Source organism: Pseudomonas sp. X10 (genome assembly GCF_054889225.1).
In genome coordinates this window covers 2,382,117-2,404,032 of sequence record NZ_CM142677.1, presented here as the reverse complement: position 1 = coordinate 2,404,032, position 21,916 = coordinate 2,382,117, and the positions used below count along the sequence as shown (strand labels likewise).

Here is a 21,916-nt window from a genome sequence, read left to right as displayed (position 1 = left end):
AGAACAGGATCGGGAGTGTGTCATGAGTGCAACTGTGTCTGTATCTGCCCATGGGCAGGTCAAGGAAGCCGGCTTTCGCCGGGTGCTGGGCCTCGGCTCGCTGCTGGCCGTGGCAGTCGGCCTGGTGGTGTCCCAGGGTGTGATGGTGATCATGCTGCAAGGTGCCGGGATTGCCGGGCTGGGCTTCATCGTGCCATTGGGGCTGGCCTACCTGCTGGCGCTGAGCTATGCCTGTTCCTTTTCCGAACTGGCGTTGCTGGTGCCGCGCGCGGGCAGCCTGTCGAGCTACACCGAGGTGGCCCTGGGGCACTTCCCGGCGATCCTGGCGACCTTCTCCGGATACGTGGTGGTGGCCATGTTCGCCTTGTCGGCCGAGCTGCTGTTGCTCGACTTGATCGTCGGCAAGGTCTACCCGGGGGTATTCCCGCCCTTCTCCGTAGCCTTCGGTGTGCTGGGCTTGTTCACGGTGCTCAACCTGTTGGGCATCGATATTTTTGCCAAGCTGCAGACCGCACTGGCAGTGGTGATGATCATCGTCTTGCTGCTGCTCGGGCTGGCAGCCATCGGCAAAGGCACCTCCGAGGGCACCGCCAGCACCCTGTTGCAAGGGGACTGGAACCCAATGGGCGCCGGGGTGCTGACCTTGACCGCCCTGGCGGTGTGGGGCTTCGTCGGAGCAGAGTTCGTCTGCTCGCTGGTCGAGGAAACCCGCAAGCCCGAGCGCAATATTCCACGCTCGATGATCATCGGCCTGACCGTGATCTTCGCCACCATCGGCCTGTACGGCCTGGGCGCGCTGTTCCTGCTGCCGCGCGACGCACTGGCTAGCGATGCCCTGCCTCATTACCTGTTCGCCACTACGGTGTTCGGCAAGACCGGCGAAGTCTTCCTGGTGATTGCTGCCGTCACCGCCACCTGCAGCACCCTCAACACGTCCCTGGCGGCCATCCCGCGTATGCTCTACGGCATGGCGCACAATGGCCAGGCCTTCCCACAGTTCAAACGCCTCAGCCCGCGAGCACGCACGCCCTGGGTGGCAGTGCTGTTCGTCGCGGCCATCACCGGCCTGCCGATCCTGCTGATGGGCCAGGACGCGGCCGCGATCAACCTGTTGCTGCTGGCCGCTGCCCTGGCCTGGCTGCTGGCCTACATCATCGTCCACCTGGACGTGATCGCCCTACGCCGCCGCTACCCGAACCTGGCACGCCCCTTCAAGACGCCGTTCTATCCGCTGCCACAGCTGTTTGGCATCGGCGGCATGCTCTATGCAATCTGGTATGCCTCGCCCAGCCCGGAGATGAGCGCGAGTATCTTCGGCGCAGCCGGCGCAGTGCTGGCGCTGGTGTCGCTGATCGCGGTGCTGTGGATCAAGTGCGTGATGCGCAAACCGCTGTTCCAACCTGAGCCACTGGAGCGGGTGGAGTGACCCGCCATCCCGACAACAACCTGCACGCCCCCAAGGGAACCAAGGAGAAAGTGAGATGAACGCCCAATTCAAGGCGCAACGCGAAACCCGTGACTACCAGGCAGCGGACGCCGCCCACCACATCCACGCCTTCCTCGACCAGAAGGCCCTCAACGCCGAAGGCCCCCGGGTGATCGTCGGCGGCGAGCGCCTGCACCTGTGGGACAACGACGGCAAGCGCTACCTGGACGGCATGTCGGGCCTGTGGTGCACCAACCTGGGCTACGGTCGCCAGGACCTCACCGCCGCCGCGACCCGCCAGCTGGAGCAGTTGCCCTACTACAACATGTTCTTCCACACCACCCACCCGGCGGTGATCGAACTGTCCGAGCTATTGTTCAGCCTGCTGCCGGGTCACTACAGCCACGCCATTTACACCAACTCCGGCTCCGAAGCCAACGAGGTACTGATCCGCACCGTACGCCGCTACTGGCAGATCCTCGGCAAGCCGCAGAAGAAGGTCATGATCGGCCGCTGGAATGGCTACCACGGCTCGACCCTGGCAGCCACTGCCCTGGGTGGGATGAAATTCATGCATGAAATGGGCGGGCTGATCCCGGATGTGGCGCACATCGACGAGCCTTACTGGTACGCCAACGGCGGCGACCTGAGCCCTGAAGCGTTCGGCCTGCAGGCGGCCCGCCAGCTGGAAGACAAGATCCTCGAACTGGGCGCCGAGAATGTCGCCGGCTTCATTGCCGAGCCCTTCCAGGGCGCTGGCGGCATGATCTTCCCGCCGGCCAGCTACTGGCCCGAGATCCAACGCATCTGCCGCAAGTACGACGTGCTGTTGTGCGCCGATGAAGTCATCGGCGGCTTCGGCCGCACTGGCGAGTGGTTCGCCCACCAGCACTTCGGCTTCGAACCAGACACCCTGTCCATCGCCAAGGGCCTGACCTCCGGCTACATCCCCATGGGCGGCTTGGTCCTCAGCAAGCGCATGGCGCAAGTGCTGGTCGAGCAAGGAGGCGTGTTCGCCCATGGCCTGACCTACTCCGGGCACCCGGTGGCGGCGGCGGTGGCCATTGCCAACCTCAAGGCCCTGCGTGACGAAGGAGTGGTCAGCCAGGTGAAGAACGACACCGGTCCTTACCTGCAGCAATGCCTGCGCGAAGTGTTCGGCAGCCACCCGCTGGTGGGCGACATCCAGGGCACCGGCTTCGTCGCCGCGCTGCAGTTGGCTGAAGACAAGGCCACGCGCAAGCGCTTCGCCAACGAGAACGACATCGCCTGGCGCTGCCGCACCCTTGGTTTCGAGGAAGGCGTGATCATCCGCTCCACCCTGGGCCGAATGATCATGGCCCCGGCGCTGGTGGCCAACCGCAGCGAGATCGATGAGCTGGTGAGCAAGACCAAGGCGGCAGTGGACCGCACGGCGCAGGAGCTGGGCGTGCTCTGACAGCCGCTACGCGCAGCCCCGCTCTATCGCGGGTCAATCAGCAGGAGCCAGCCGGCTCCTGCAATTGATCTGCAGGCAGTCCAACACCTTAATCCTCCAGGCGCCTCAGCGGAATATCGCCCCCGCTGCCCTTGCCTTCCCGTCGCTCACCCATCCAGTCATTGACCTGCTCGACAAAAGCCGGCGGCGCCTTGCGCCCGAAACGCCGGGCCAGGTCGAGGATAGTCTGCTGGGCCAGGGCCTCTTCCATGCGCTTCTGGGCATTGAGCATCACCGCATGGATGGCGCAGGTGCCGTCGATGGCCCACGACGGCGGCGAACCCTCGAACAGGGTGCAACGCTCGCGCACTTCGCGGCAGTCAAAGATCTTCTTCGGCCCGTCGATGGCCGTGACGATGTCCAGCACGGTGATCTCGTCCGACGGCCGGTCTAGGCGAAAACCACCCCGCACACCTTCCGTGGCCGCCACCAGGCCGGCCCGGGCCAGCTTGGTGAAGACCTTGGCCAGGTACTCGTGAGGTACCCCCTGGAGCTCCGCCAGGTCCCGCACACTGGCCTCACGGCTCTCGCCCCGCTCGCCCACCAGGAACAGCAGGCAGTGGATGCCGTACTCGACGCCTGCACTGTAAAGCGACATATCTATCTCCGACTGATTCTGTCGTAAATACTAACCGAGCTCGCCCACTTGCCACAAATCGAATGCGACCACCTGTCATTTTCATGGTCGGCGCCACGCCCTTTTACTAAGCGGCCTAGAGCCAAACCTGACGATCACCGTCGGCGCAAACAGCGTCCATCGTGAAAAAAACGCTTGCCGAATAAAACTACGATCAATAGAGTCGTAGTTATTCGACGGACCCACTCAACACCGCCGAAACACTTCCCGACCTGTCCTGATCTTTGCGGAGCACAGCATGAAACAACAGATCCTGATCATTGGTGCCGGCTTTGCTGGCGTCTGGAGCGCCCTGAGCGCCGCCCGCCTGCTCGACCTGAACCAGCGCAGCGACGTGCGCATCAGCGTGCTCGCCCCCCAGGCCGAACTGCGCATCCGCCCGCGCTTCTACGAAAGCGACGTGCAAAGCCTGAAAGCACCCGTGGGTGAACTGTTCAAGGCAGTCGGCGTCGACTTCATCCAGGGCAGCGCCCAACACATCGACGTGGCCGGCAAGTCGGTCAGCTACGTCGATGCCCACGGTCAGCGCCAGCAGGCGAACTACGACCGGCTGGTCCTCGCTGCTGGCAGCAACGTGGTGCGGCCGAATGTGCCGGGCCTGGCGGAACACGCCTTCGACGTCGACCAGATCGAATCGGCGGCCCACCTGGAACAGCACTTGGTCAGCCTGGCCCAGCAGCCCTCCTCCAGCGCCCGCAACACCGTGGTGGTCGCCGGCGGTGGCTTCACCGGAATCGAGACTGCCACCGAAATGCCGTCCCGCCTGCGCGCTATCCTTGGCGCCGACACCCCGGTGCGGGTGATCATCGTCGATCGCGGCCCAAGCATTGGCGCAGCCCTAGGCGAAGGCATCACGCCATCGATCATCGCCGCATCGGAACAATGCGGTGTGCAGTGGCGTGTCAACGCCTCGGTAGTGGCCGTCGATGCCGGTGGCGTGACCCTGGACAGCGGTGAACACATCGAGGCCAGCACCGTGATCTGGACTGTCGGCGTCAAGGCCAGCCCGCTGACCGAGCAGATCCCCGGCGAGCGCGATGCCCAAGGCCGCCTGCGCGTCGACCCATACCTGAAAGTGGTCGGCCAGGAACACATCTACGCCAGCGGCGACGTCGCCTGGGCCGCCACCGACGACCTGGGTAACCACGCCCTGATGACCTGCCAGCACGCCATCCCCCTGGGTCGCCACTGCGGCAATAATGTCGCGGCCGACCTGCTGGGCGTGGCGCCGGTGGTCTACCGCCAACCCAAGTACGTCACCTGTCTCGACCTGGGCGACTGGGGCGCGGCCTATAGCGAAGGCTGGGTCCGTGAACTGAAACTGCAGGGCCTGGAAGGCAAGGAACTGAAGCGGCAGATCAACACCGTGTGGATCTATCCCCCGGCAGCCGACCGCGCCCTGGCACTGGCAGCCGCCGACCCGATGATTCCGATCGCCTGATAGCTGCGTGAGCAAAGGCCCGGCACCGCAAAAGTGCCGGGCCTTTTTACTTGCCCGCGATAGGCTGTAAAGCAGCCCGGATTGTTGACTGCCACGAGCGATCAGTCGTTGAGGCTCACCGCAGGCACCACCTGTTGCGGCTGACTACGCGTCGCCAGGCAGTAATACAGAGGGCAAGTGACCAGCAGCCCAAACAGCCAGGACAGGTCGGCACCTTCCACCAAGTTGGCGTACGGCCCCACGTACAGCGAGGTATTGGCGAACGGTAGCTGTACCAGGATGCCGCAGGCGTAGGCGATGATCGCGTGGCTGTTGAAGCGGCCATAAATACCGCCATCGGCGCTGAAGATCGAGGCGATGTCGTAATGACCTTTCTTGATCAGGTAGAAGTCGATCAGGTTGATCGAGGCCCATGGCACCAGCACCAACAGCAGTGCCAGGATCAGGCCGATGAAGTGCGAGATGAAGTCGGCCGAAGCGCTTAGCGCGACCAGCCCACAGGCGATCAGGATCACCGTGGCCAGGGCCACTCGCACTCTGACGCTCGGCGTCCAGCGGGCGGCGAAGGTCTGGATCGCGGTCACGATAGAAAGCACCGCGCCATACAGGTTCAAGGCGTTGTGGCTGATGATGTTGAGCAGGAACAGCACCATCAGGATCGGCCCCAGCCAGCCGGTGGCCTGCTCGACAGCAGCCATGGCATCGGTGCCTTGCGGGACCGCGAGCACAGCGATCGCGCCGAAGCTGAAGCACAGGATGGTGCCCAGGGTCGCGCCAAAATAGGTGGCCCAGAACGGCTTGGCGATACCGACCTCGCGCGGCAGGTAGCGCGAGTAGTCGGAGGTGTAGGGCGAAAAGCTGATCTGCCAGATCACGCCCAGCGACACGGTGGCGATCCACCCCGACAGGTTGAAGCTACCGCGGCTGAAGAAGTCGGCGGGCAGGTCCTGGGCGAACATCATGATGAAGCCGGCCAGCAGCGCCGAGCCCATGACCCAGGTGCCGATGCGGTTGAGGGTATGGATGAAGCGGTAGCCGATGACGCCGATGGCGGTGGCGCTCAGGGCACCGATGATGATGGCGGTCGGCATGGGCACGCTCGGGGCGATGCCATGGATCGACTTGCCAGCCAGGACGATATTGGAAATGAAGAACCCGACGTAGATCAGCGCAGTAAAGAAGACGATCAGCAAGGCGCCATAGCGGCCGAACTGCCCCCTACTCTGCACCATCTGCGGAATACCCATCTGCGGCCCCTGCGCCGACGCCAGGGCGATGACCACGCCACCAAGCAGGTGGCCGAGGAAGATCGCCAGCAACCCCCACAGCAGGTTCAGATGGAACACCTGGACCACCATGGCACCCGTGACGATCGGCAGCGGGGCAATGTTGGTACTGAACCAGAGGGTGAAAAGATCCCGCGCCTTCCCATGGCGCTCGGCAGGTGGAACGTAATCGACCGTGTGATTCTCGACAAACTGATGTTGCGACGATTGGGACATGGGTCTGAGCTCGAAAGGTTCTGTTTTTATCGTTGTAGGAAACCGCTCAAGGCGGCCTCTCAGCTGCGGACCATATTATGGTATTCCAAACTTTTGACAACACTGATCCGTGGTAAAAACACCCCTCTGATCTGCGTTTTTCCACGTCCTGCTGCGTTTCTTATTCCCGCAAAGCCCCTATCCATGGGGCCTTTAGCCGCCCATCGTGATTTTTCCTGGCTGAAAATTCCGCTTGCAAAATAGGTATTACGGTATACCATCAGACACATCAACGATAAAAAGCGGACCACCGCTGCTCTTCCCGAGGACCACGCCATGATCGACGCAACCGTCTACAAGAACGTTCTGGGCTCCTTCCCGTCCGGCGTCACGGTGATCACCACCCTGGACGACGACGGTCAGGTCGTCGGCCTCACTGCCAGTGCCTTCAGCTCCTTGTCCATGGACCCTCCGCTGGTGCTGTTCTGCCCCAACTACAGCTCCGACTCCTACCCTGTCTTGATCCGCAACAAGCGCTTTGCCATCCACCTGCTCTCCGGCGAACAGCAGGCAGAAGCCTATGCCTTCGCCCGCAAGGGCAAGGACAAGGCCGTCGGCATCGAGTGGCGCCTGAGCGAGCGCGGCAACCCGCTGCTGGCCAATGCCACGGCGATCATCGAGTGCGAACTGTGGCGCGAGTACGAAGGCGGCGATCACGCCATCATGGTCGGCGCGGTGCAGAACCTGATCGTCCCCGAGCAAGCGCCACGGCCGATGGTGTACTGCCGCGGCAAGATGGCCAGCCTACCGGCCTTCGCCTGAGCCCCTATTCTTATGACGGGTGCCGGGCGCCCGTCGAGACTCCTGGCGCCTGTTCCGACAGGCGACACCCATCAGATCCGAGGAATGCCCCATGAAATTTTCGTTGTTCGTACACATGGAACGTTGGGATGAACAGGTCAGCCACCGCCAGCTGTTCGAAGACCTGACCGAACTGACCCTGATGGCCGAAGACGGCGGTTTCAGCACGGTGTGGATCGGCGAACACCACGCCATGGAATACACCATCTCGCCCAGCCCAATGCCACTGCTGGCCTACCTGGCCGCGCGCACCGAGAAGATCCACCTGGGTGCCGGCACCATCATCGCGCCGTTCTGGAACCCCATCCGGGTCGCCGGTGAATGCGCCCTGCTCGATGTGATCAGCAACGGTCGCATGGAAGTGGGCCTGGCCCGTGGCGCCTACCAATTCGAATTCGACCGCATGGCCGGCGGCATGCCCGCCACCGACGGCGGTAAGGCCCTGCGCGAGATGGTCCCGGTGGTGCGCAAGCTGTGGCAAGGCGACTATGCCTTCGAAGGCGAAGTCTACAAGTTCCCGACCTCCACCAGCGTGCCCAAGCCAGTGCAGAAAGAGCTACCACCGATGTGGATCGCCGCCCGCGATCCGGACTCGCACAACTTCGCGGTGAAAAATGGCTGCAACGTCATGGTCACCCCGCTGATGAAGGGCGACGAGGAAGTCCTGGACCTGAAGAACAAATTCCAGGCCGCGCTGGACAACAACCCAGACGTGCCGCGCCCGCAACTGATGGTGCTGCGCCACACCCACGTACACAGCCCCTCCGAGCCTGAAGGCTGGAAGATCGGCGCCCAGGCCATCTCACGCTTCTACCGCACCTTCGATGCCTGGTTCGGCAACAAGCAGGTGCCGGTCAACGGCTTCCTCGCGCCCAGCCCCGAGGAGAAGTTCAAGGAGCGTCCGGAATTCGAGCTGGAGAACATCCGCAAGAACACCATGATCGGCACCCCCGAGGAAATCATCGCGCGCATCAGGTACTACCAGGAACTGGGCGTCGACGAGTTCAGCTTCTGGTGCGACAACAGCCTGCCGCATGCCGAAAAGAAGAAATCGCTGGAGCTGTTCATCAAGGAAGTGGTGCCGGCGTTCGCCTGACCGCTGTACAACCTTCATCTCACCTGTAGGAGCGCCGAACCGTCGCTCCTACAGTCGTTTGCGCCGCCTTTTATCGCGCCTTTCGCCCCCCCTCCAGTAGATTTTTTCGGCAGCCTCTTGCGCAACTAATATTATGGTATACCATCAGACAACAAAGCTTAATTCCCTCCACAGGAGCCGCTCATGAGTTTCGAAATCCGCAAGATCGTCACCTACTCCGAAGAGACCCGCATCGAAGGCGGCAAGGCCACCGACAAGCCGGTGACCATGGTCGGCCTGGCCGTGGTGATCAAGAACCCGTGGGCCGGTCGCGGTTTCGTCGAGGACCTCAAGCCCGAGATCCGCGCCAACTGCTCCGAACTGGGCGCGTTGATGGTCGAGCGCCTGTGCGCCGCGATCGGCGGTGCCGACAAGATCGAAGCCTATGGCAAGGCCGCCGTGGTCGGCGCCGACGGCGAGATCGAGCACGCCTCCGCGGTGATCCACACCCTGCGTTTCGGCAACCACTACCGTGAAGCGGTCCAGGCCAAGAGCTACCTGAGCTTCACCAACAAGCGCGGCGGCCCGGGTACCTCGATCCAGATCCCGATGATGCAGAAGGACGACGAAGGCCTGCGTTCGCACTACATCACCCTGGAAATGCAGATCGAAGACGCGCCGCGTGCCGACGAGATCGTCGTGGTCCTGGGCGCTGCCGACGGCGGCCGCCTGCACCCACGCATCGGCAACCGCTACATCGATCTGGAAGAACTGGCAGCCGAAAACGCTCGATAACAACAACGTAAAACGGGCCGGGGCGTGCCGTGTGAATAGCGCCACGCCCGACCTTCAAGGAGCGCCCTCCATGATTCAGCCTGTCGCTGAACGTACACCCGCCGGGACCAGCTACCTAGCGCTCGGCCAGGGCCAGCCCGTGGTGCTGATCCACGGCGTGGGCCTGAACAAGGAAATGTGGGGCGGGCAGTTCGTGGGCCTTGCCAGCGACTACCGTGTCATCGCCTACGACATGCTCGGCCACGGCCAGAGCCCGCGCCCCGATGCCGGCACCGACCTGCAAGGCTATGCCGCGCAGTTGGCCGAACTGCTCGACCACCTGCAAATCCAGCAAGCCAGTGTGATCGGCTTCTCCATGGGCGGCCTGGTCGCCCGCGCCTTCGCCCTGCACTACCCGCAGCGCCTGTCCGCCCTGGCGGTACTCAACAGCGTGTTCAATCGCAGCCCCGAGCAGAGCGCCGGCGTCGTCGCCCGCGCCGCCCAGGCCGCCGAACACGGCCCCGACGCCAATGCCGAAGCGGCCCTGGCGCGCTGGTTCAGCCGTGAGTACCAGGCAGCCAACCCCGCCCAGGTGGCGGCCATTCGCCAGACCTTGGCCGGCAACGACCCGCAGGGCTACCTGACCACCTACAAGCTGTTCGCCACCCAGGACATGTACCGCGCCGACGACCTGGGCAACATCCAGGTCCCGACGCTGATCGCCACCGGCGAGCACGACCTCGGCTCGACCCCGGAAATGACCCGCCAGCTCGCCGCGCGCATCCCCGGCGCACGCTGCGTGGTCCTCGCCGAACAACGGCATATGATGCCGGTGGAAGCGCCGCGCGAAGTCAACAGGATGCTCCTGGACTTCCTCGGCCACGCCCGAACCCTCTCCGACTCCGCCAAGGAGATTGTTGCATGACCCTCGTTCGTTTCCAGATGTGCATCGACGGCCAATGGCGCGATGCGCAAAACGGCAAGACCTTCGACAGCCTCGACCCGGCCACCGCACGAGCCTGGGCGCAATTGCCCGACGCCGATGAGGCCGACGTCGAGCTAGCCGTGCAGGCCGCGCAACGTGCCTTCGACAACCCGGCCTGGCGTGGCCTGACCGCTACTGTCCGGGGCAAGCTGCTGCGCCGCCTGGGCGACCTGATCGCCGAGAACAAGGAGCGTCTGGCCCAGCTGGAGAGCCGCGACAACGGCAAACTGATCCGCGAGACCCGCGGCCAGGTCGGCTACCTGCCAGAGTTCTTCCACTACACCGCGGGCCTTGCCGACAAGCTTGAAGGCGGCACCCTGCCGCTGGACAAGCCGGACCTGTTCGCCTACACCGTGCACGAGCCAATCGGCGTGGTGGCCGGGATCATCCCCTGGAACAGCCCGCTGTACCTGACCGCGATCAAACTCGCCCCGGCGCTGGCAGCGGGTAACACCATCGTCCTCAAGCCCTCCGAGCATGCCTCGGCGACCATCCTCGAACTGGCCCGCCTGGCCCTGGAGGCCGGTTTCCCGGCCGGAGTGGTCAACGTGGTCACAGGTTACGGCCCAAGCACCGGCGCGGCGCTGACCCGCCACCCGCTGGTGCGCAAGATCGCCTTCACCGGCGGCGCCGCCACGGCCCGCCATGTGGTGCGCAGCAGCGCCGAGAACTTTGCCAAGCTGTCGCTGGAGTTGGGCGGCAAGTCGCCGAACATCATCTTTGCCGATGCTGACCTGGACAGCGCCATCAATGGCGCGGTGGCCGGCATCTACGCCGCCTCAGGGCAAAGTTGCGTGGCAGGTTCACGCTTGCTGGTGCAGGACGAGATCTTCGACGAGTTCGTCGCCCGTCTGGTCGAGCGCGCCAAACGCATCCGCATCGGCAACCCGCAGGACGAGCAGAGCGAGATGGGCCCAATGGCCACCGCCCAGCAACTGGCCGTGGTCGAAAACCTGGTCGCCGCCGCCAAGGCCGAAGGCGCCAAGCTGCACCTGGGCGGCCAACGTGCCCAGGTCGAGGGCGACGGTTGGTACTACGAGCCGACGCTGTTCGAGTGCGACAGCAACTCGATGACCATCATGCAGGAAGAAGTATTCGGCCCGGTCGCTTCGGTCATCCGCTTCAAGACCGAACAAGAAGCCCTGGCCATCGCCAACGACTCGCAGTTCGGCCTGGCCGCCGGAATCTGGACCCGCGACCTGGGCCGCGCCCACCGCCTGGCCCGCGACGTACGCTCGGGGATCATCTGGGTCAACACCTACCGGGCCGTGTCGGCCATGGCGCCGATCGGCGGCTTCAAGAACAGCGGCTACGGCCGTGAAAGCGGCATCGACTCGGTGCTGGCCTATACGGAGCTGAAAACGGTGTGGATCAACCTCTCCACCGCGCCCATGCCCGATCCCTTCGTGATGCGTTGAGAGGTGCACTGACATGATCGAACCCGGCATCTACAAAGACGTGATGGGCTCCTTCCCGTCCGGCGTCACCGTGGTCACCACGCTCGACGCCGAGGGTGGCATCGTCGGCATCACCGCCAGCGCATTCAGTGCCCTGTCGATCGACCCGGTGCTGGTGCTGTTCTGCCCCAACTATGCCTCCGACACCTATCCGATCCTGCGCGACAGCAAGCAGTTCGCCATCCACCTGCTGGCCGCCGAACAGACCGCCGAAGCCTATGCCTTCGCGGGCAAAGGCAAGGACAAGGCCAGAGGCATCGACTGGCACCTGAGCGAGCTGGGCAACCCGCTGTTGCCCAAGGCCACGGCGATCATCGAGTGCGAACTGTGGCGCGAATACGATGGCGGCGACCACGCGATCATCGTCGGCGCGGTGAAGAACCTGGTGCTGCCGGCCGATCCGGTGACGCCGATGGTCTATCACAAGGGCAAGCTGGGCGCCCTGCCGCCTTTGCCTTGAGGTTTGTTGAAGATCGGCCCGGCCCGCGCATGGGCCGCCAAGAACAACGCTGTTTTCCGGGGGCCGCGCTGTCCCCTCACCTTCGGTTGCGGCCCCCATTTTTCATCACTGCAGGAACCCAGCCCATGAGTAACGAGAAGTACGAAAAAGGTCTCGCCATCCGTACCCAGGTACTGGGCGAGGACTACGTCAACCGCTCGATCCAGAATGCCGATGAATTCACCAAACCGCTGCAAGAGCTGGTCACCGAATACTGCTGGGGCCACGTCTGGAGCCGCGACGGCTTGTCGCTCAAAGAGCGCAGCATGATAAACTTGGCCATGATTTCCGCGCTCAACAGGCCCCACGAGCTCAAGCTGCACATCCGCGGCGCCTTGCGCAACGGCCTGAGCCGTGAACAGATTCGCGAAATCCTGCTCCAGGTCGGCATCTATTGCGGCGTACCCGCGGCGGTGGACAGCTTCCGCCAGGCACGCGAGGCGTTCGCCGAAGCCGACGCGGAGTCTACCCGTTAACAGCGGGCTGTTCGGACCCCTGCATGGAGCACCCCAGGTTCGCGGTGCCCTTGCGGGAATGGCGCAACAGCCTCATTCAGAGCGCACACGATGAAACGCCAGCCACTCGACGACAGCTTCAAGGTCAACCGCAATCCCGTAACCCTGCGTGAAATCGTGCTCGACAAACTGCGCGGCGCGATCATGAACTTCCACCTGCTGCCTGGCGACCGCCTGGTCGAGCGCGACCTCTGCGACCGTCTCGGGGTCAGCCGTACTTCGGTCCGCGAAGCCTTGCGCCATCTGGAGTCCGAAGGCCTGGTGGAGTTCGCCGACGCCAAGGGCCCACGGGTGGCGATCATCACCCTGGAAGACGCTCGTGACATCTACGAGCTGCGCTGCGTGCTGGAGGGGTTGATCGTCCAACTGTTCACCCTCAACGCCAAGGCCAAGGACATCCGTGCCCTAGAGCGTGCCCTCGAAGAAAACCGCGAGGCCCTCGAGGAAGGCGAACTGCAACAGGTGATCGACTCGGTGCAAGGCTTCTACGACGTGCTGCTCGAAGGCTCCGGCAACCGAATCGCCGCGACCCAGCTGCGCCAGCTGCAAGCCCGTATCAGCTACCTGCGGGCCACCTCGGTGTCCCAGGAAAACCGCCGCAGCGCCAGCAACCGCGAGATGGAGAAGATCGTCGAGGCGATCAAGAGCGGCGACCCCCTCGCCGCACACCAGGCCTCGGTCGACCACGTCCGCGCCGCCGCCAAGGTGGCCTTGGACTACCTGCGCCAGAAGCAGGACGACAACAGCAAGGTGCGCGGCATTGCCGAGCCCATTGCCCTCAAAGAGCCCCGCATAGGTCGCTGATCATGCCCGCCGCCCCGCGCTACTGCCCGCATTGCACTGCCGAGCTCGCCCGGGGCACACCAGCCGGGGACACCCATGAACGCCTGTTCTGCCCTGGCTGCGGCTACGTCCATTACCTCAACCCAAAGATCATCACCGGCTGCATCATCGAGCGCGATGGCAAGTACCTGTTGTGCCAACGCGCCATCCCCCCACGCCCGGGTACCTGGACCTTGCCGGCAGGTTTCATGGAAAGCGGCGAGACCACCGAAGACGCGGCCCTGCGCGAAGTCTGGGAAGAAACCGGCGTACGTGCCGACATCGTCTCGCCCTACTCGATCTTCAGCGTGCCGAAGATCAGCGAGGTGTACATCATCTTCCGCGCCATCGCCACGCAGGAGACCGGCCAGTACGGCCCGGAAACCCTCGACTACCGCTTCTTCGCCCCGCAGGACATCCCCTGGGACGAAATCTACTACCCGGCCATCCGGCAGATCCTGGAACGCTACATCGAAGAGCGCCAGGCCGGGGTCTACGGTATCTACATGGGCAATGACGACACCGGCAAGGTGCACTTCATTCGCTGACCAGGCTCTAGCGGCCCTTTCCTGCCCCTGATCGCTCCCCAGGGAAAAATACTCATTGCCACGAGTGGAATTTTTATCTACGGTAGATTTTTATTCTACAAACCCTTCCAGGATTCCTCGCATGGCCAACCCGGACGACTCCCTCGCTGCACTGTTCACCGATATCCAGCAAGCCCACGAAGCCCTGCGCCCGCAGGTTGCAGTCACGCCCCTGAGCCACAGCCACGGGCTTTCCACGCTCGCCGGCTGCGAGCTGTATCTCAAGTGCGAACACCTGCAACACACCGGTTCGTTCAAGTTCCGTGGCGCCAGCAACAAGGTGCGCCTACTCGATGCCCAGCAGCGCCAGCAGGGCTTGATCACGGCCTCCTCGGGCAACCACGGCCAGGGTGTAGCACTGGCCGGACGCCGCGCCGGCGTGCCGGTCACGGTCTACGCCAGCAGCACCGCCTCGCCCCTGAAGCTCGAGGCCATCCGTGCCCTGGGGGCGGAGGTGGTCACTCGCGAGCTCGACCCGCTCAGCGTCGAGCTCGAAGCCGCGCGCCAGGCCCAGTTGCAGGGCAAGTTGTTCGTCTCGCCCTACAACGACCGGCAGATCATCGCCGGCCAAGGCACCATCGGCATGGAGTTGGCACAGCAGCAGCCGCAGCTGGATGCGGTGTTCGTGGCCGTCGGCGGTGGCGGGATGATCTCCGGAATCGGCACCGCCCTGCGCCACCTCAATCCTGGGTGCCAGGTGATCGGCTGTTGGCCAGCCAACGCCCCGACCCTGCAGCGTTCACTGGAGGCCGGGCGCATTATTGAAATGGAGGAGCTGGATACCCTGTCCGACGGCACCGCCGGGGGCGTCGAGCCTGACAGCATCACCTTCCCGATCTGCCAGCAAGTCATCGACCGCACCGTGCTGGTCAGCGAAGACGAGATCCGCAGCGCCATGAAGCAGCTCGCGCAGCACGAACGCTGGATCATCGAGGGGGCCGCTGGCGTCGCCCTGGCCGGCGCGCTGCAGATGGCCGCCCAGTACCAAGGCAAGCGCATCGCCGTGGTCCTGTGCGGGCGCAACATCATGCTGGAGAAATTCCTCGGGGCGGTGCAATGAAGCGCTACAACCGTGAGCAGATCGAACGGGCCGTGGATGTCGAGCAGGCCGTGCAACTGCTCGAAGCCGGCTTCATCGCTTTCTCCCGTGGCCAGGTCCAGGTGCCGCCGGTGCAAGCCTTCGACTTCGCCCAGGCCAACGGCGACTGTTGTATCAAGTCCGCCTACGTCAGCGGCGACGACTGTTTTACGGTGAAGATCTCCACCGGCTTCTATAGCAACCCTGACAAGGGTCTCCCCAGCAACGACGGGCTAGTGCTGGTGCTTTCGGCGCAGACCGGGCAGCCACTGGCCCTGCTCGAAGACCAGGGCTGGCTGACCTGCCTGCGCACCGCCCTCGCCGGCCGCATTGTCGCCAGCCGGCTGGCACCTGCCCAGGTACAGGCCATCGGTATCCTCGGCACTGGCATGCAGGCTCGAATGCAACTGGAGCACCTGCTGCCGGTCACCGCCTGCCGCCAGGTCGTGGTCTGGGGGCGTCGCCCGGCGGAGCTGGATCGCTACCGCGCCTTTGCCGAACGACTGGGGTACCGCGTGGAAACCACCCTCGATGCCGAAGAGGTGGCACACCGGGCCAACCTGATCGTCAGCACCACACCTTCACGCCAACCTCTGCTGCGCAGCGAGTGGATACGCCCCGGCACGCACATCACCGCCGTCGGCGCCGACGCACCGGGCAAGCAGGAGCTGGATGCCACGCTGCTGGCCAGGGCCGACCGCGTGGTCGTCGACGCCATCGACCAGTGCAGCCGCTACGGCGAGAGCGCCCACGCCCTTGCCGCCGGGCTGATCGAGAAGGACAGGCTGCTTGAGCTGGGCCGCTTGCTGGCGGGTGAAGTCGAGGGCCGCCGCGATGACCGGCAGATCACCATCGCCGACCTCACCGGCGTGGCAGTGCAGGACGCCCAGATCGCGCGCTGCGTCCTGGCTGGCGGCCACTAGAGCTGGTGCGCCGCCAGCAACCCGGTCAGTACTTCGGCCAGCGCCTTGACCATCACGTCCGCCGTCGGTCGGTGGACGATGACGATCTCATAGCTATCAACCACCGGCAGCCCCTGCTCCATGCCGAGCACCCGGTGTTCGCGGGTCGCTGCACGTGGTGGCAGCAAGCTGATGCCCATACCGTCGGCCACGGCCGCCTGGATGCCGCTGAGGCTGGAACTGGTGAAGCTGATGCGCCAGCGGCGGCCCATGCCCTCGATGGCGGTGATCATGTCATCGCGGTACAGACCGCGCGGCGGGAACGTCACCAACGGGATGGGATCGAGCTCGAAGGCCGGGGTTTTCGCACTGTCGATCCACTGCAACTGCTCCGGCCAGCAGGCCACGCCTTCGCGGCTGTTGCGCCGCTGCTTGAGCAGCACAAGGTCCAGTTCGCCGTTGTCGTAGCTCTGGCTCAGGTCCCGGCACAAGCCGCTGGTGACTTCCAGCTTGACCTGCGGATGCTCGCGGCTGAAGGCCGACAAAGCATTGGTGGTCCGCCCACCGACGAAGTCCTCGGGCACGCCGAGACGCACCGTCATGCCGACCATCGCTCCGGCCAGGGCTTCGAGCATCTGGTCGTTCAGCGCCAGCATGTGCCGGGCATAACCGAGCAGCGTCTGCCCGGCATCGGTCGGTAACACATCGCGGTTGCCGCGCACCAGCAGGCGGTGCCCAACCATATCCTCCAGCCGCCGCACCTTCTGGCTGACAGTGGACTGGGTCGAGTGCAGGCGCGCTGCCGCCGTAGTGAAGCTGCCACAATCGGCCACCACGACAATGGCGCGGAGCAGGTCGAGGTCGAACAGGGCTCTATTCGATTTCACGCTGATAGACATCTGGGTATTCAACTTCTGAATGATCAGCCTGCGTTCTAGCACGCGCGCCGATACCGGGCAACACAGGCAACCGCCTATTCAGATTGGCACTGGATGCCATCCGGATTTTTCACTTCAAGTGCCTTGCCGTGCTTCCTATGATGGGCCTACCTCTTTTCTGTGCCAGGAACCCGCCGCATGCGCTTGCCTTTGTACGCTTTCCTGCTTGCCCTGCTCACCAGCCTCACCGCCCACGCCGAGACGACCACCATGGATACCCGCCTGCTCGACGCCGCCCAACATGGCGACGCCTCCGCCATCCGCCAGTTGCTGACCCAGGGTGCCGCGCTCGAAGCCCGTGACAGCCAGGGCCGCACTGCCCTGCTGGTGGCCACCCATGGCGATCACGTCGAGGCGGCGCGGGCGCTCATCGAAGCCGGAGCCGACGTCAATGCCAAGGACAACATCCACGACAGCCCCTACCTCTATGCCGGCGCCCGTGGCCTGAACGACATCCTGCGCCTGACCCTGACCCATGGCGCCGACCTGAAGAGCACTAACCGCTACGGTGGTACCGCCCTGATCCCCGCAGCGGAACGCGGCCATGTGGAGACGGTGCAATTGCTGATCGAGGCCGGCGTCGACGTGAATCACCTGAACAAGCTGCACTGGACCGCCCTGCTCGAGGCTGTGATCCTCGGCGATGGCGGCCCGCGCCATGTGGAAATCGTCAAACGCCTGCTGGCGGCCGGCGCGGACCCGGGCATCGCCGACAAAGATGGCGTGACCGCGCTAGAGCACGCCCGGGCCCGGGGTTACCGAGAGATGCAGCAGCTCCTGGACGATGCGCGCTGAAGCCGATTATTCAATGGCCTCGAACGGCAAGCCCACGTAGTTCTCGGCGATGTTCACCAGGCCGGCCTGCGAGGTGAAGAAGTACTCGCGGTCGGCCTCCTGCATCTTCTGGTCCCAGGCATCCTTGTGCTCGCCGAAGTCATGCAGCAAGTTGGTCATGAACCAACTGAAGCGCTCGCCCTTCCAAACCCGCCGCAACGCCAGCGACGAGTACTTCTCGAGCAGGTCGGTGCGCGCCTCCCGGTAGACCTTGAGCAGGATGCGGTACAGGTAGTTGACATCGGAGGCCGCCAGGTTGAGGCCCTTGGCGCCCGTGGGCGGGACGATGTGCGCGGCATCGCCGACCAGGAACAGGCGGCCGTACTGCATCGGCTCGACCACCTGGCTGCGCAGCGGAGCGATGCTCTTCTCCAGCGCGCTGCCGGTGACCAGCCGGCTGGCTACCTCCTGCGGCAGACGCGCCTTTAGCTCGTCCCAGAAACGTTCGTCGGACCAGTCCTCGACACGCTCGCTCAAGGGCACCTGCAGATAGTAACGGCTGCGTGTTTGCGAACGCTGGCTGCACAGTACGAACCCACGCTCATGATGGGCATAGATCAGCTCATGGTTGACCGGCGGCGTATCAGCCAGCAGGCCCAGCCAACCAAAGGGATAGACGCGCTCGTAGCAGGTCAGGACATCGTCCGGAATGCTCTGGCGCGACACGCCATGGAAGCCATCGCAGCCGGCGATGTAATCGCAGTCGATTCGCTGCGCCTGGCCATCCTGCTCGTAGGTCAGGTACGGCTGCTCGCCTTTCACGTCATGGGGCTGGACATTGGTGGCGCAATAGATAGTCGGCGCGCCGCAGGCCTGACGCGCCTGCATCAGGTCCCGGGTGACTTCGGTCTGACCATAGACCATGACTGTCTTGCCGCCGGTCAGGGCCTTGAGGTCCAGGCGCAAGCGCCGGCCACCGACCAGCAGTTCCACGCCTTCGTGCACCAGGCCTTCGGCGTCCATGCGCTCGGCCACCCCGGCCTCGCGCAGCAGATCGACAGTGCCCTGCTCGAGCACCCCGGCGCGGATACGGCCGAGCACATAGTCGGGAGCCTGGCGCTCGACAATGACGGTGTCGATGCCGGCATTGTGCAGCAACTGACCAAGCAACAGCCCCGACGGGCCGGCGCCGATAATAGCAACCTGAGTCTTCATTGTTTTTATCTCGCATGGGGATGCCGGTCAGTCACTGGCAGTGGCCCGGCATCTGCTGTTAGGGTTTGCACCTGCATTTTTACTGGCAAAAACCCGCAAAAAGTGTGATTCCTCTTTCCTTTATTGCACTTTTGCAAATACCGTTCGATTAACGAACAGGTGAGCCCGACCATGAAAACCAGCCTCCCCGGTATCCCGTTGTTCCAGCTCTATGGCGAAAACCAGGCCTGGCCCGGCACCGACCTGCTGCACTGCGAATCGATCCCGGCGCGCAGCCGCCTGCACCATTGGGAAATCAAGCCGCACCGCCATGCCGAATTGTTTCAACTGCTGTATGTGCAACGTGGCCAGGCCCGCGTGGAGATCGAGGGGCAACGCAGCGAAATACAGGAGGCCACGATCCAGGTGGTGCCGCCCCTGACCGTGCATGGCTTTCGCTTCAGCGCCGACATTCAGGGCTATGTGCTGACCTTTGGCACTGCCCTGGTCGCCAACTTGGAAGCCCAGTTAGGTGCGCCCCTGAGTGTGCTGGCCTCGGCCGACGCCTATCCGCTGGGCCAGGACCGCCGCGCCCTGAATAGCCTGATCGACACCCTGCACCGTGAGTACCAGGGCCATGCTCCGGCGCGCGGGCTCATGTTGCAGTCGCTGGTCACCGCGCTGATGGTCTGGATCAGCCGCCGCCAGCAACTGGGCAGGCCACCACGCAACCGCGATGAACGCGACCAGCAGTTGCTCGGCCAGTACCTGCGCCTGGTCGAGCGGCACTACCGAGAACACCTGTCGGTGGAAGACTTCGCCACGCGCCTGGGCATCTCCAGCCTGCAACTCAACACGCTGTGCCGCCAACTGAGCGGGCAGACTGCGCTGCAGGTCATTCATCAACGCTTGATGCTGGAGGCCCGGCGCAACCTGATCTACACCCGCATGAGCATCAGTCAGTTGTCCGACAGCCTCGGCTTCAGCGACCCGACCTATTTCTCGCGCTTCTTCCGCCGCTTGAGTGGGCAGACGCCCAATGCGTATCGTCAGGCGGCCAAGACCCAGGGCTGACTTGGAATATGCCGAGGTCGCCGTTTTCGAGTTAGGGGTGGCTGAGTCGAGGTACTGCTTGACGTATACGTCAACCTGCCTTTAGGTTACTCCCATACCTCCTTCCGAGCTTGAGCATGAGCAGCCAGACCTACAGCATCTCCGACCTGTCCCGCGAGCTGGACATCACCACCCGGGCCATTCGCTTTTATGAGGAACAGGGCCTGCTGCGTCCCGAACGCCGGGGCCTGGAGCGCGTCTACTCGGCGCGTGACAAGGTCAGCCTGAAGCTGATCCTGCGGGGCAAGCGCATCGGCTTTTCCCTGGCCGAATGCCGCGAACTGATCGAGCTCTACGACCCGAGCAGCGGCAACCTCAAACAGTTGCACAGCATGCTGGCCAAGATCGCCGATCGCCGCGCCCAGTTGGAGCAGCAGTTGCTCGATATCCATCAGATGCAGTTGGAGCTGGACACCGCCCAGGAGCGCTGCGAGCAAGCCTTGGCCGCCACCTTGAATAACCAGAAGAACAACCGTTGAGCCTGCACAGGAACCCCGCCATGTCATTGCCTGGAAAAGTCCGCCTGGTCGAAGTCGGCCCGCGCGACGGTCTGCAGAACGAAGCCCAGCCCATCAGTGTCGCCGACAAGGTGCGATTGGTGAACGACCTCAGCGAGGCCGGGCTGTCCTATATCGAGGTCGGCAGTTTCGTATCACCCAAATGGGTGCCACAGATGGCAGGCTCGGCCGAGGTGTTCGCCGGCATCGAGCAGCGCCCCGGCGTTACCTATGCCGCCCTGGCCCCCAACCTGCGTGGTTTCGAGGATGCCCTGGCGGCCGGGGTCAGGGAGGTGGCGGTGTTCGCCGCGGCGTCCGAGGCGTTCTCCCAGCGCAACATCAACTGCTCGATCAGCGACAGCCTCAAGCGCTTCGAGCCGATCATGGAGGCGGCACGCGAGCACGGTGTGCGCGTGCGCGGCTATGTGTCCTGCGTGCTGGGCTGCCCCTATGAAGGCGCGGTCAGCGCCGAGCAGGTCGCGCCGGTGGCCCGGGCCCTGCACGACATGGGCTGCTATGAAGTGTCCCTGGGCGACACCATCGGCACCGGTACGCCAGGCGCTACCCGGCGCCTGTTCGAGGTGGTGTCGACGCAGGTACCCCGCGAGTTGCTCGCCGGCCACTTCCACGACACCTATGGCCAGGCCCTGGCCAATGTCTACGCCGGGCTGCTCGAAGGTATCAGTGTGTTCGACAGTTCGGTCGCCGGCCTTGGTGGCTGCCCCTACGCCAAGGGCGCCACCGGCAATGTCGCCAGCGAGGATGTTCTGTACCTGCTGCAAGGCCTGGGCATCGACACCGGGGTCGACCTGGACCGCCTGATTGCCGCCGGCCAGCGCATCAGCCAGGTACTAGGACGTCCCAACGGTTCGCGGGTAGCACGCGCACGCGCCACGCAGTGAACGCACAGTTGTCACATATTTGTGGGTGGGAGTGTTACCCCACCCACACCCGCCAGCGAAAAATCGGGTAACACGGAAACAATTCGACAGAATCTCACGCAGGGTGTTTTCATCGAAAACACACAAACCATTGATTTTAAAGGAATTTAAAAAGTTGGCACGGCAACTGCTTTATCTCTGGTACAACAACAACAAAAAATGTGACACCCAATAAAAACAACACGTAACGGCTCTGACATAACAAAAACAACACGGCAGAGGCGAAGCTAACAGATTTTTTTGGAGTGGATATGCTTTTCCGGGGCGTGCCCCGCAACCTGACAAAGAACAATAAAACTACCTGAAGGTAGCTGCGGTCAGGGTTGGATCAGTAATGATGAAGGCAGATCAGCGCTCAAAAAAATACGTTTGCTCTTGGCCCCGGATGGGGGCCGCTTGCGACACAGGCCAGGTTGCCAATAAAAACAAAAGACCGGCCTCA

The 21,916-nt window shown here is 63.7% G+C and carries 22 protein-coding genes; 18 read left to right on the top strand and 4 right to left on the bottom strand.

Translation table 11 applies throughout. The features are described 5' to 3' along the window. Window positions 1-22: 22 nt before the first annotated feature. Window positions 23-1,426, top strand: a complete 1,404-nt coding sequence (locus ACYU03_RS11120) for an APC family permease (protein ID WP_461890648.1) — start codon at window positions 23-25, stop codon at window positions 1,424-1,426. Window positions 1,427-1,481: 55 nt separating this feature from the next. Next, window positions 1,482-2,864 (top strand): aspartate aminotransferase family protein, encoded by a 1,383-nt coding sequence (locus tag ACYU03_RS11115; protein WP_461890646.1) that lies wholly within the window; start codon window positions 1,482-1,484, stop codon window positions 2,862-2,864. Window positions 2,865-2,952: 88 nt separating this feature from the next. On the opposite strand, the gene ACYU03_RS11110 is transcribed toward ACYU03_RS11115, so the two are convergent. Continuing rightward, window positions 2,953-3,501, bottom strand: coding sequence for an RrF2 family transcriptional regulator (locus ACYU03_RS11110; RefSeq protein ID WP_461890644.1), 549 nt, complete (start codon window positions 3,499-3,501; stop codon window positions 2,953-2,955). Between the two features lie 277 nt (window positions 3,502-3,778). Here ACYU03_RS11110 and ACYU03_RS11105 point away from each other — a divergent pair, with 277 nt between their 5' ends. Continuing rightward, on the top strand, window positions 3,779-4,981 hold the full coding sequence (locus tag ACYU03_RS11105; RefSeq protein WP_461890642.1) for an NAD(P)/FAD-dependent oxidoreductase: 1,203 nt from the start codon (window positions 3,779-3,781) through the stop codon (window positions 4,979-4,981). Between the two features lie 101 nt (window positions 4,982-5,082). Here the strand turns inward: ACYU03_RS11105 and ACYU03_RS11100 are convergent, their stop codons facing one another. After that, the gene (locus tag ACYU03_RS11100) at window positions 5,083-6,483 is read right to left on the bottom strand and encodes a purine-cytosine permease family protein (protein WP_461890640.1); all 1,401 of its coding nucleotides are present in this window, start codon (window positions 6,481-6,483) and stop codon (window positions 5,083-5,085) included. A gap of 315 nt (window positions 6,484-6,798) precedes the next feature. Between ACYU03_RS11100 and ACYU03_RS11095 the strand changes: the two genes are divergently transcribed. From ACYU03_RS11095 to ACYU03_RS11045, 11 genes are all read left to right on the top strand, one after another. Then, window positions 6,799-7,284 (top strand): flavin reductase family protein, encoded by a 486-nt coding sequence (locus ACYU03_RS11095; protein WP_461890638.1) that lies wholly within the window; start codon window positions 6,799-6,801, stop codon window positions 7,282-7,284. 91 nt (window positions 7,285-7,375) lie between these two features. After that, the gene (locus tag ACYU03_RS11090; protein WP_461890636.1) at window positions 7,376-8,419 is read left to right on the top strand and encodes an LLM class flavin-dependent oxidoreductase; all 1,044 of its coding nucleotides are present in this window, start codon (window positions 7,376-7,378) and stop codon (window positions 8,417-8,419) included. 183 nt (window positions 8,420-8,602) lie between these two features. Next, the gene (locus ACYU03_RS11085) at window positions 8,603-9,193 is read left to right on the top strand and encodes an amino acid synthesis family protein (RefSeq protein WP_461890635.1); all 591 of its coding nucleotides are present in this window, start codon (window positions 8,603-8,605) and stop codon (window positions 9,191-9,193) included. 70 nt (window positions 9,194-9,263) lie between these two features. Beyond that, window positions 9,264-10,097 carry an alpha/beta fold hydrolase gene (locus ACYU03_RS11080; protein WP_461890633.1) on the top strand — a complete coding sequence of 278 codons (834 nt, stop codon included), beginning with the start codon at window positions 9,264-9,266 and terminating at the stop codon, window positions 10,095-10,097. Further along, window positions 10,094-11,575 carry an aldehyde dehydrogenase gene (locus ACYU03_RS11075; RefSeq protein WP_461890631.1) on the top strand — a complete coding sequence of 494 codons (1,482 nt, stop codon included), beginning with the start codon at window positions 10,094-10,096 and terminating at the stop codon, window positions 11,573-11,575. The genes ACYU03_RS11080 and ACYU03_RS11075 overlap by 4 nt, the downstream gene beginning before the upstream one ends. Window positions 11,576-11,588: 13 nt before the next feature. Further along, window positions 11,589-12,074 (top strand): flavin reductase family protein, encoded by a 486-nt coding sequence (locus tag ACYU03_RS11070; protein ID WP_461890629.1) that lies wholly within the window; start codon window positions 11,589-11,591, stop codon window positions 12,072-12,074. Window positions 12,075-12,199: 125 nt separating this feature from the next. Further along, a complete protein-coding gene (locus ACYU03_RS11065) occupies window positions 12,200-12,589 on the top strand; it encodes a carboxymuconolactone decarboxylase family protein (RefSeq protein WP_461890628.1) in 390 nt (129 codons plus the stop codon). 90 nt (window positions 12,590-12,679) lie between these two features. Then, complete coding sequence (locus tag ACYU03_RS11060; protein WP_461890626.1) at window positions 12,680-13,432, top strand: GntR family transcriptional regulator; 753 nt, start codon at window positions 12,680-12,682, stop codon at window positions 13,430-13,432. Between the two features lie 2 nt (window positions 13,433-13,434). Next, window positions 13,435-13,998, top strand: coding sequence for an NUDIX hydrolase (locus ACYU03_RS11055; RefSeq protein ID WP_461890624.1), 564 nt, complete (start codon window positions 13,435-13,437; stop codon window positions 13,996-13,998). Window positions 13,999-14,119: 121 nt separating this feature from the next. Beyond that, the gene (locus ACYU03_RS11050) at window positions 14,120-15,097 is read left to right on the top strand and encodes a threonine/serine dehydratase (RefSeq protein ID WP_461890622.1); all 978 of its coding nucleotides are present in this window, start codon (window positions 14,120-14,122) and stop codon (window positions 15,095-15,097) included. After that, on the top strand, window positions 15,094-16,038 hold the full coding sequence (locus ACYU03_RS11045) for an ornithine cyclodeaminase family protein (protein WP_461890620.1): 945 nt from the start codon (window positions 15,094-15,096) through the stop codon (window positions 16,036-16,038). Before ACYU03_RS11050 ends, ACYU03_RS11045 begins: the two co-directional genes overlap by 4 nt. Here the strand turns inward: ACYU03_RS11045 and ACYU03_RS11040 are convergent. Further along, window positions 16,035-16,916, bottom strand: coding sequence for a LysR substrate-binding domain-containing protein (locus ACYU03_RS11040; protein WP_461890618.1), 882 nt, complete (start codon window positions 16,914-16,916; stop codon window positions 16,035-16,037). The genes ACYU03_RS11045 and ACYU03_RS11040 overlap by 4 nt on opposite strands. Before the next feature lie 177 nt (window positions 16,917-17,093). On the opposite strand from ACYU03_RS11040, the gene ACYU03_RS11035 reads away from it, so the two are divergent. Then, window positions 17,094-17,750: an ankyrin repeat domain-containing protein gene (locus ACYU03_RS11035; protein ID WP_461890616.1), complete on the top strand. Its 657-nt coding sequence runs from the start codon at window positions 17,094-17,096 to the stop codon at window positions 17,748-17,750. A 6-nt stretch (window positions 17,751-17,756) separates the two neighbouring features. Here the strand turns inward: ACYU03_RS11035 and pobA are convergent, their stop codons facing one another. Further along, window positions 17,757-18,944: a 4-hydroxybenzoate 3-monooxygenase gene (gene pobA / locus ACYU03_RS11030; protein WP_461890614.1), complete on the bottom strand. Its 1,188-nt coding sequence runs from the start codon at window positions 18,942-18,944 to the stop codon at window positions 17,757-17,759. 171 nt (window positions 18,945-19,115) lie between these two features. Here pobA and ACYU03_RS11025 point away from each other — a divergent pair, with 171 nt between their 5' ends. The 3 genes from ACYU03_RS11025 (at window position 19,116) to ACYU03_RS11015 (ending at window position 21,435) form a co-directional block, all read left to right on the top strand. Continuing rightward, entirely contained in the window at window positions 19,116-19,997 is an 882-nt protein-coding gene (locus ACYU03_RS11025) for a helix-turn-helix domain-containing protein (RefSeq protein ID WP_461890612.1), read from the top strand. A gap of 116 nt (window positions 19,998-20,113) precedes the next feature. Beyond that, the gene (locus tag ACYU03_RS11020; RefSeq protein ID WP_461890610.1) at window positions 20,114-20,515 is read left to right on the top strand and encodes a MerR family transcriptional regulator; all 402 of its coding nucleotides are present in this window, start codon (window positions 20,114-20,116) and stop codon (window positions 20,513-20,515) included. A gap of 20 nt (window positions 20,516-20,535) precedes the next feature. Next, window positions 20,536-21,435, top strand: a complete 900-nt coding sequence (locus ACYU03_RS11015) for a hydroxymethylglutaryl-CoA lyase (RefSeq protein ID WP_461890608.1) — start codon at window positions 20,536-20,538, stop codon at window positions 21,433-21,435. Window positions 21,436-21,916: the final 481 nt, after the last annotated feature.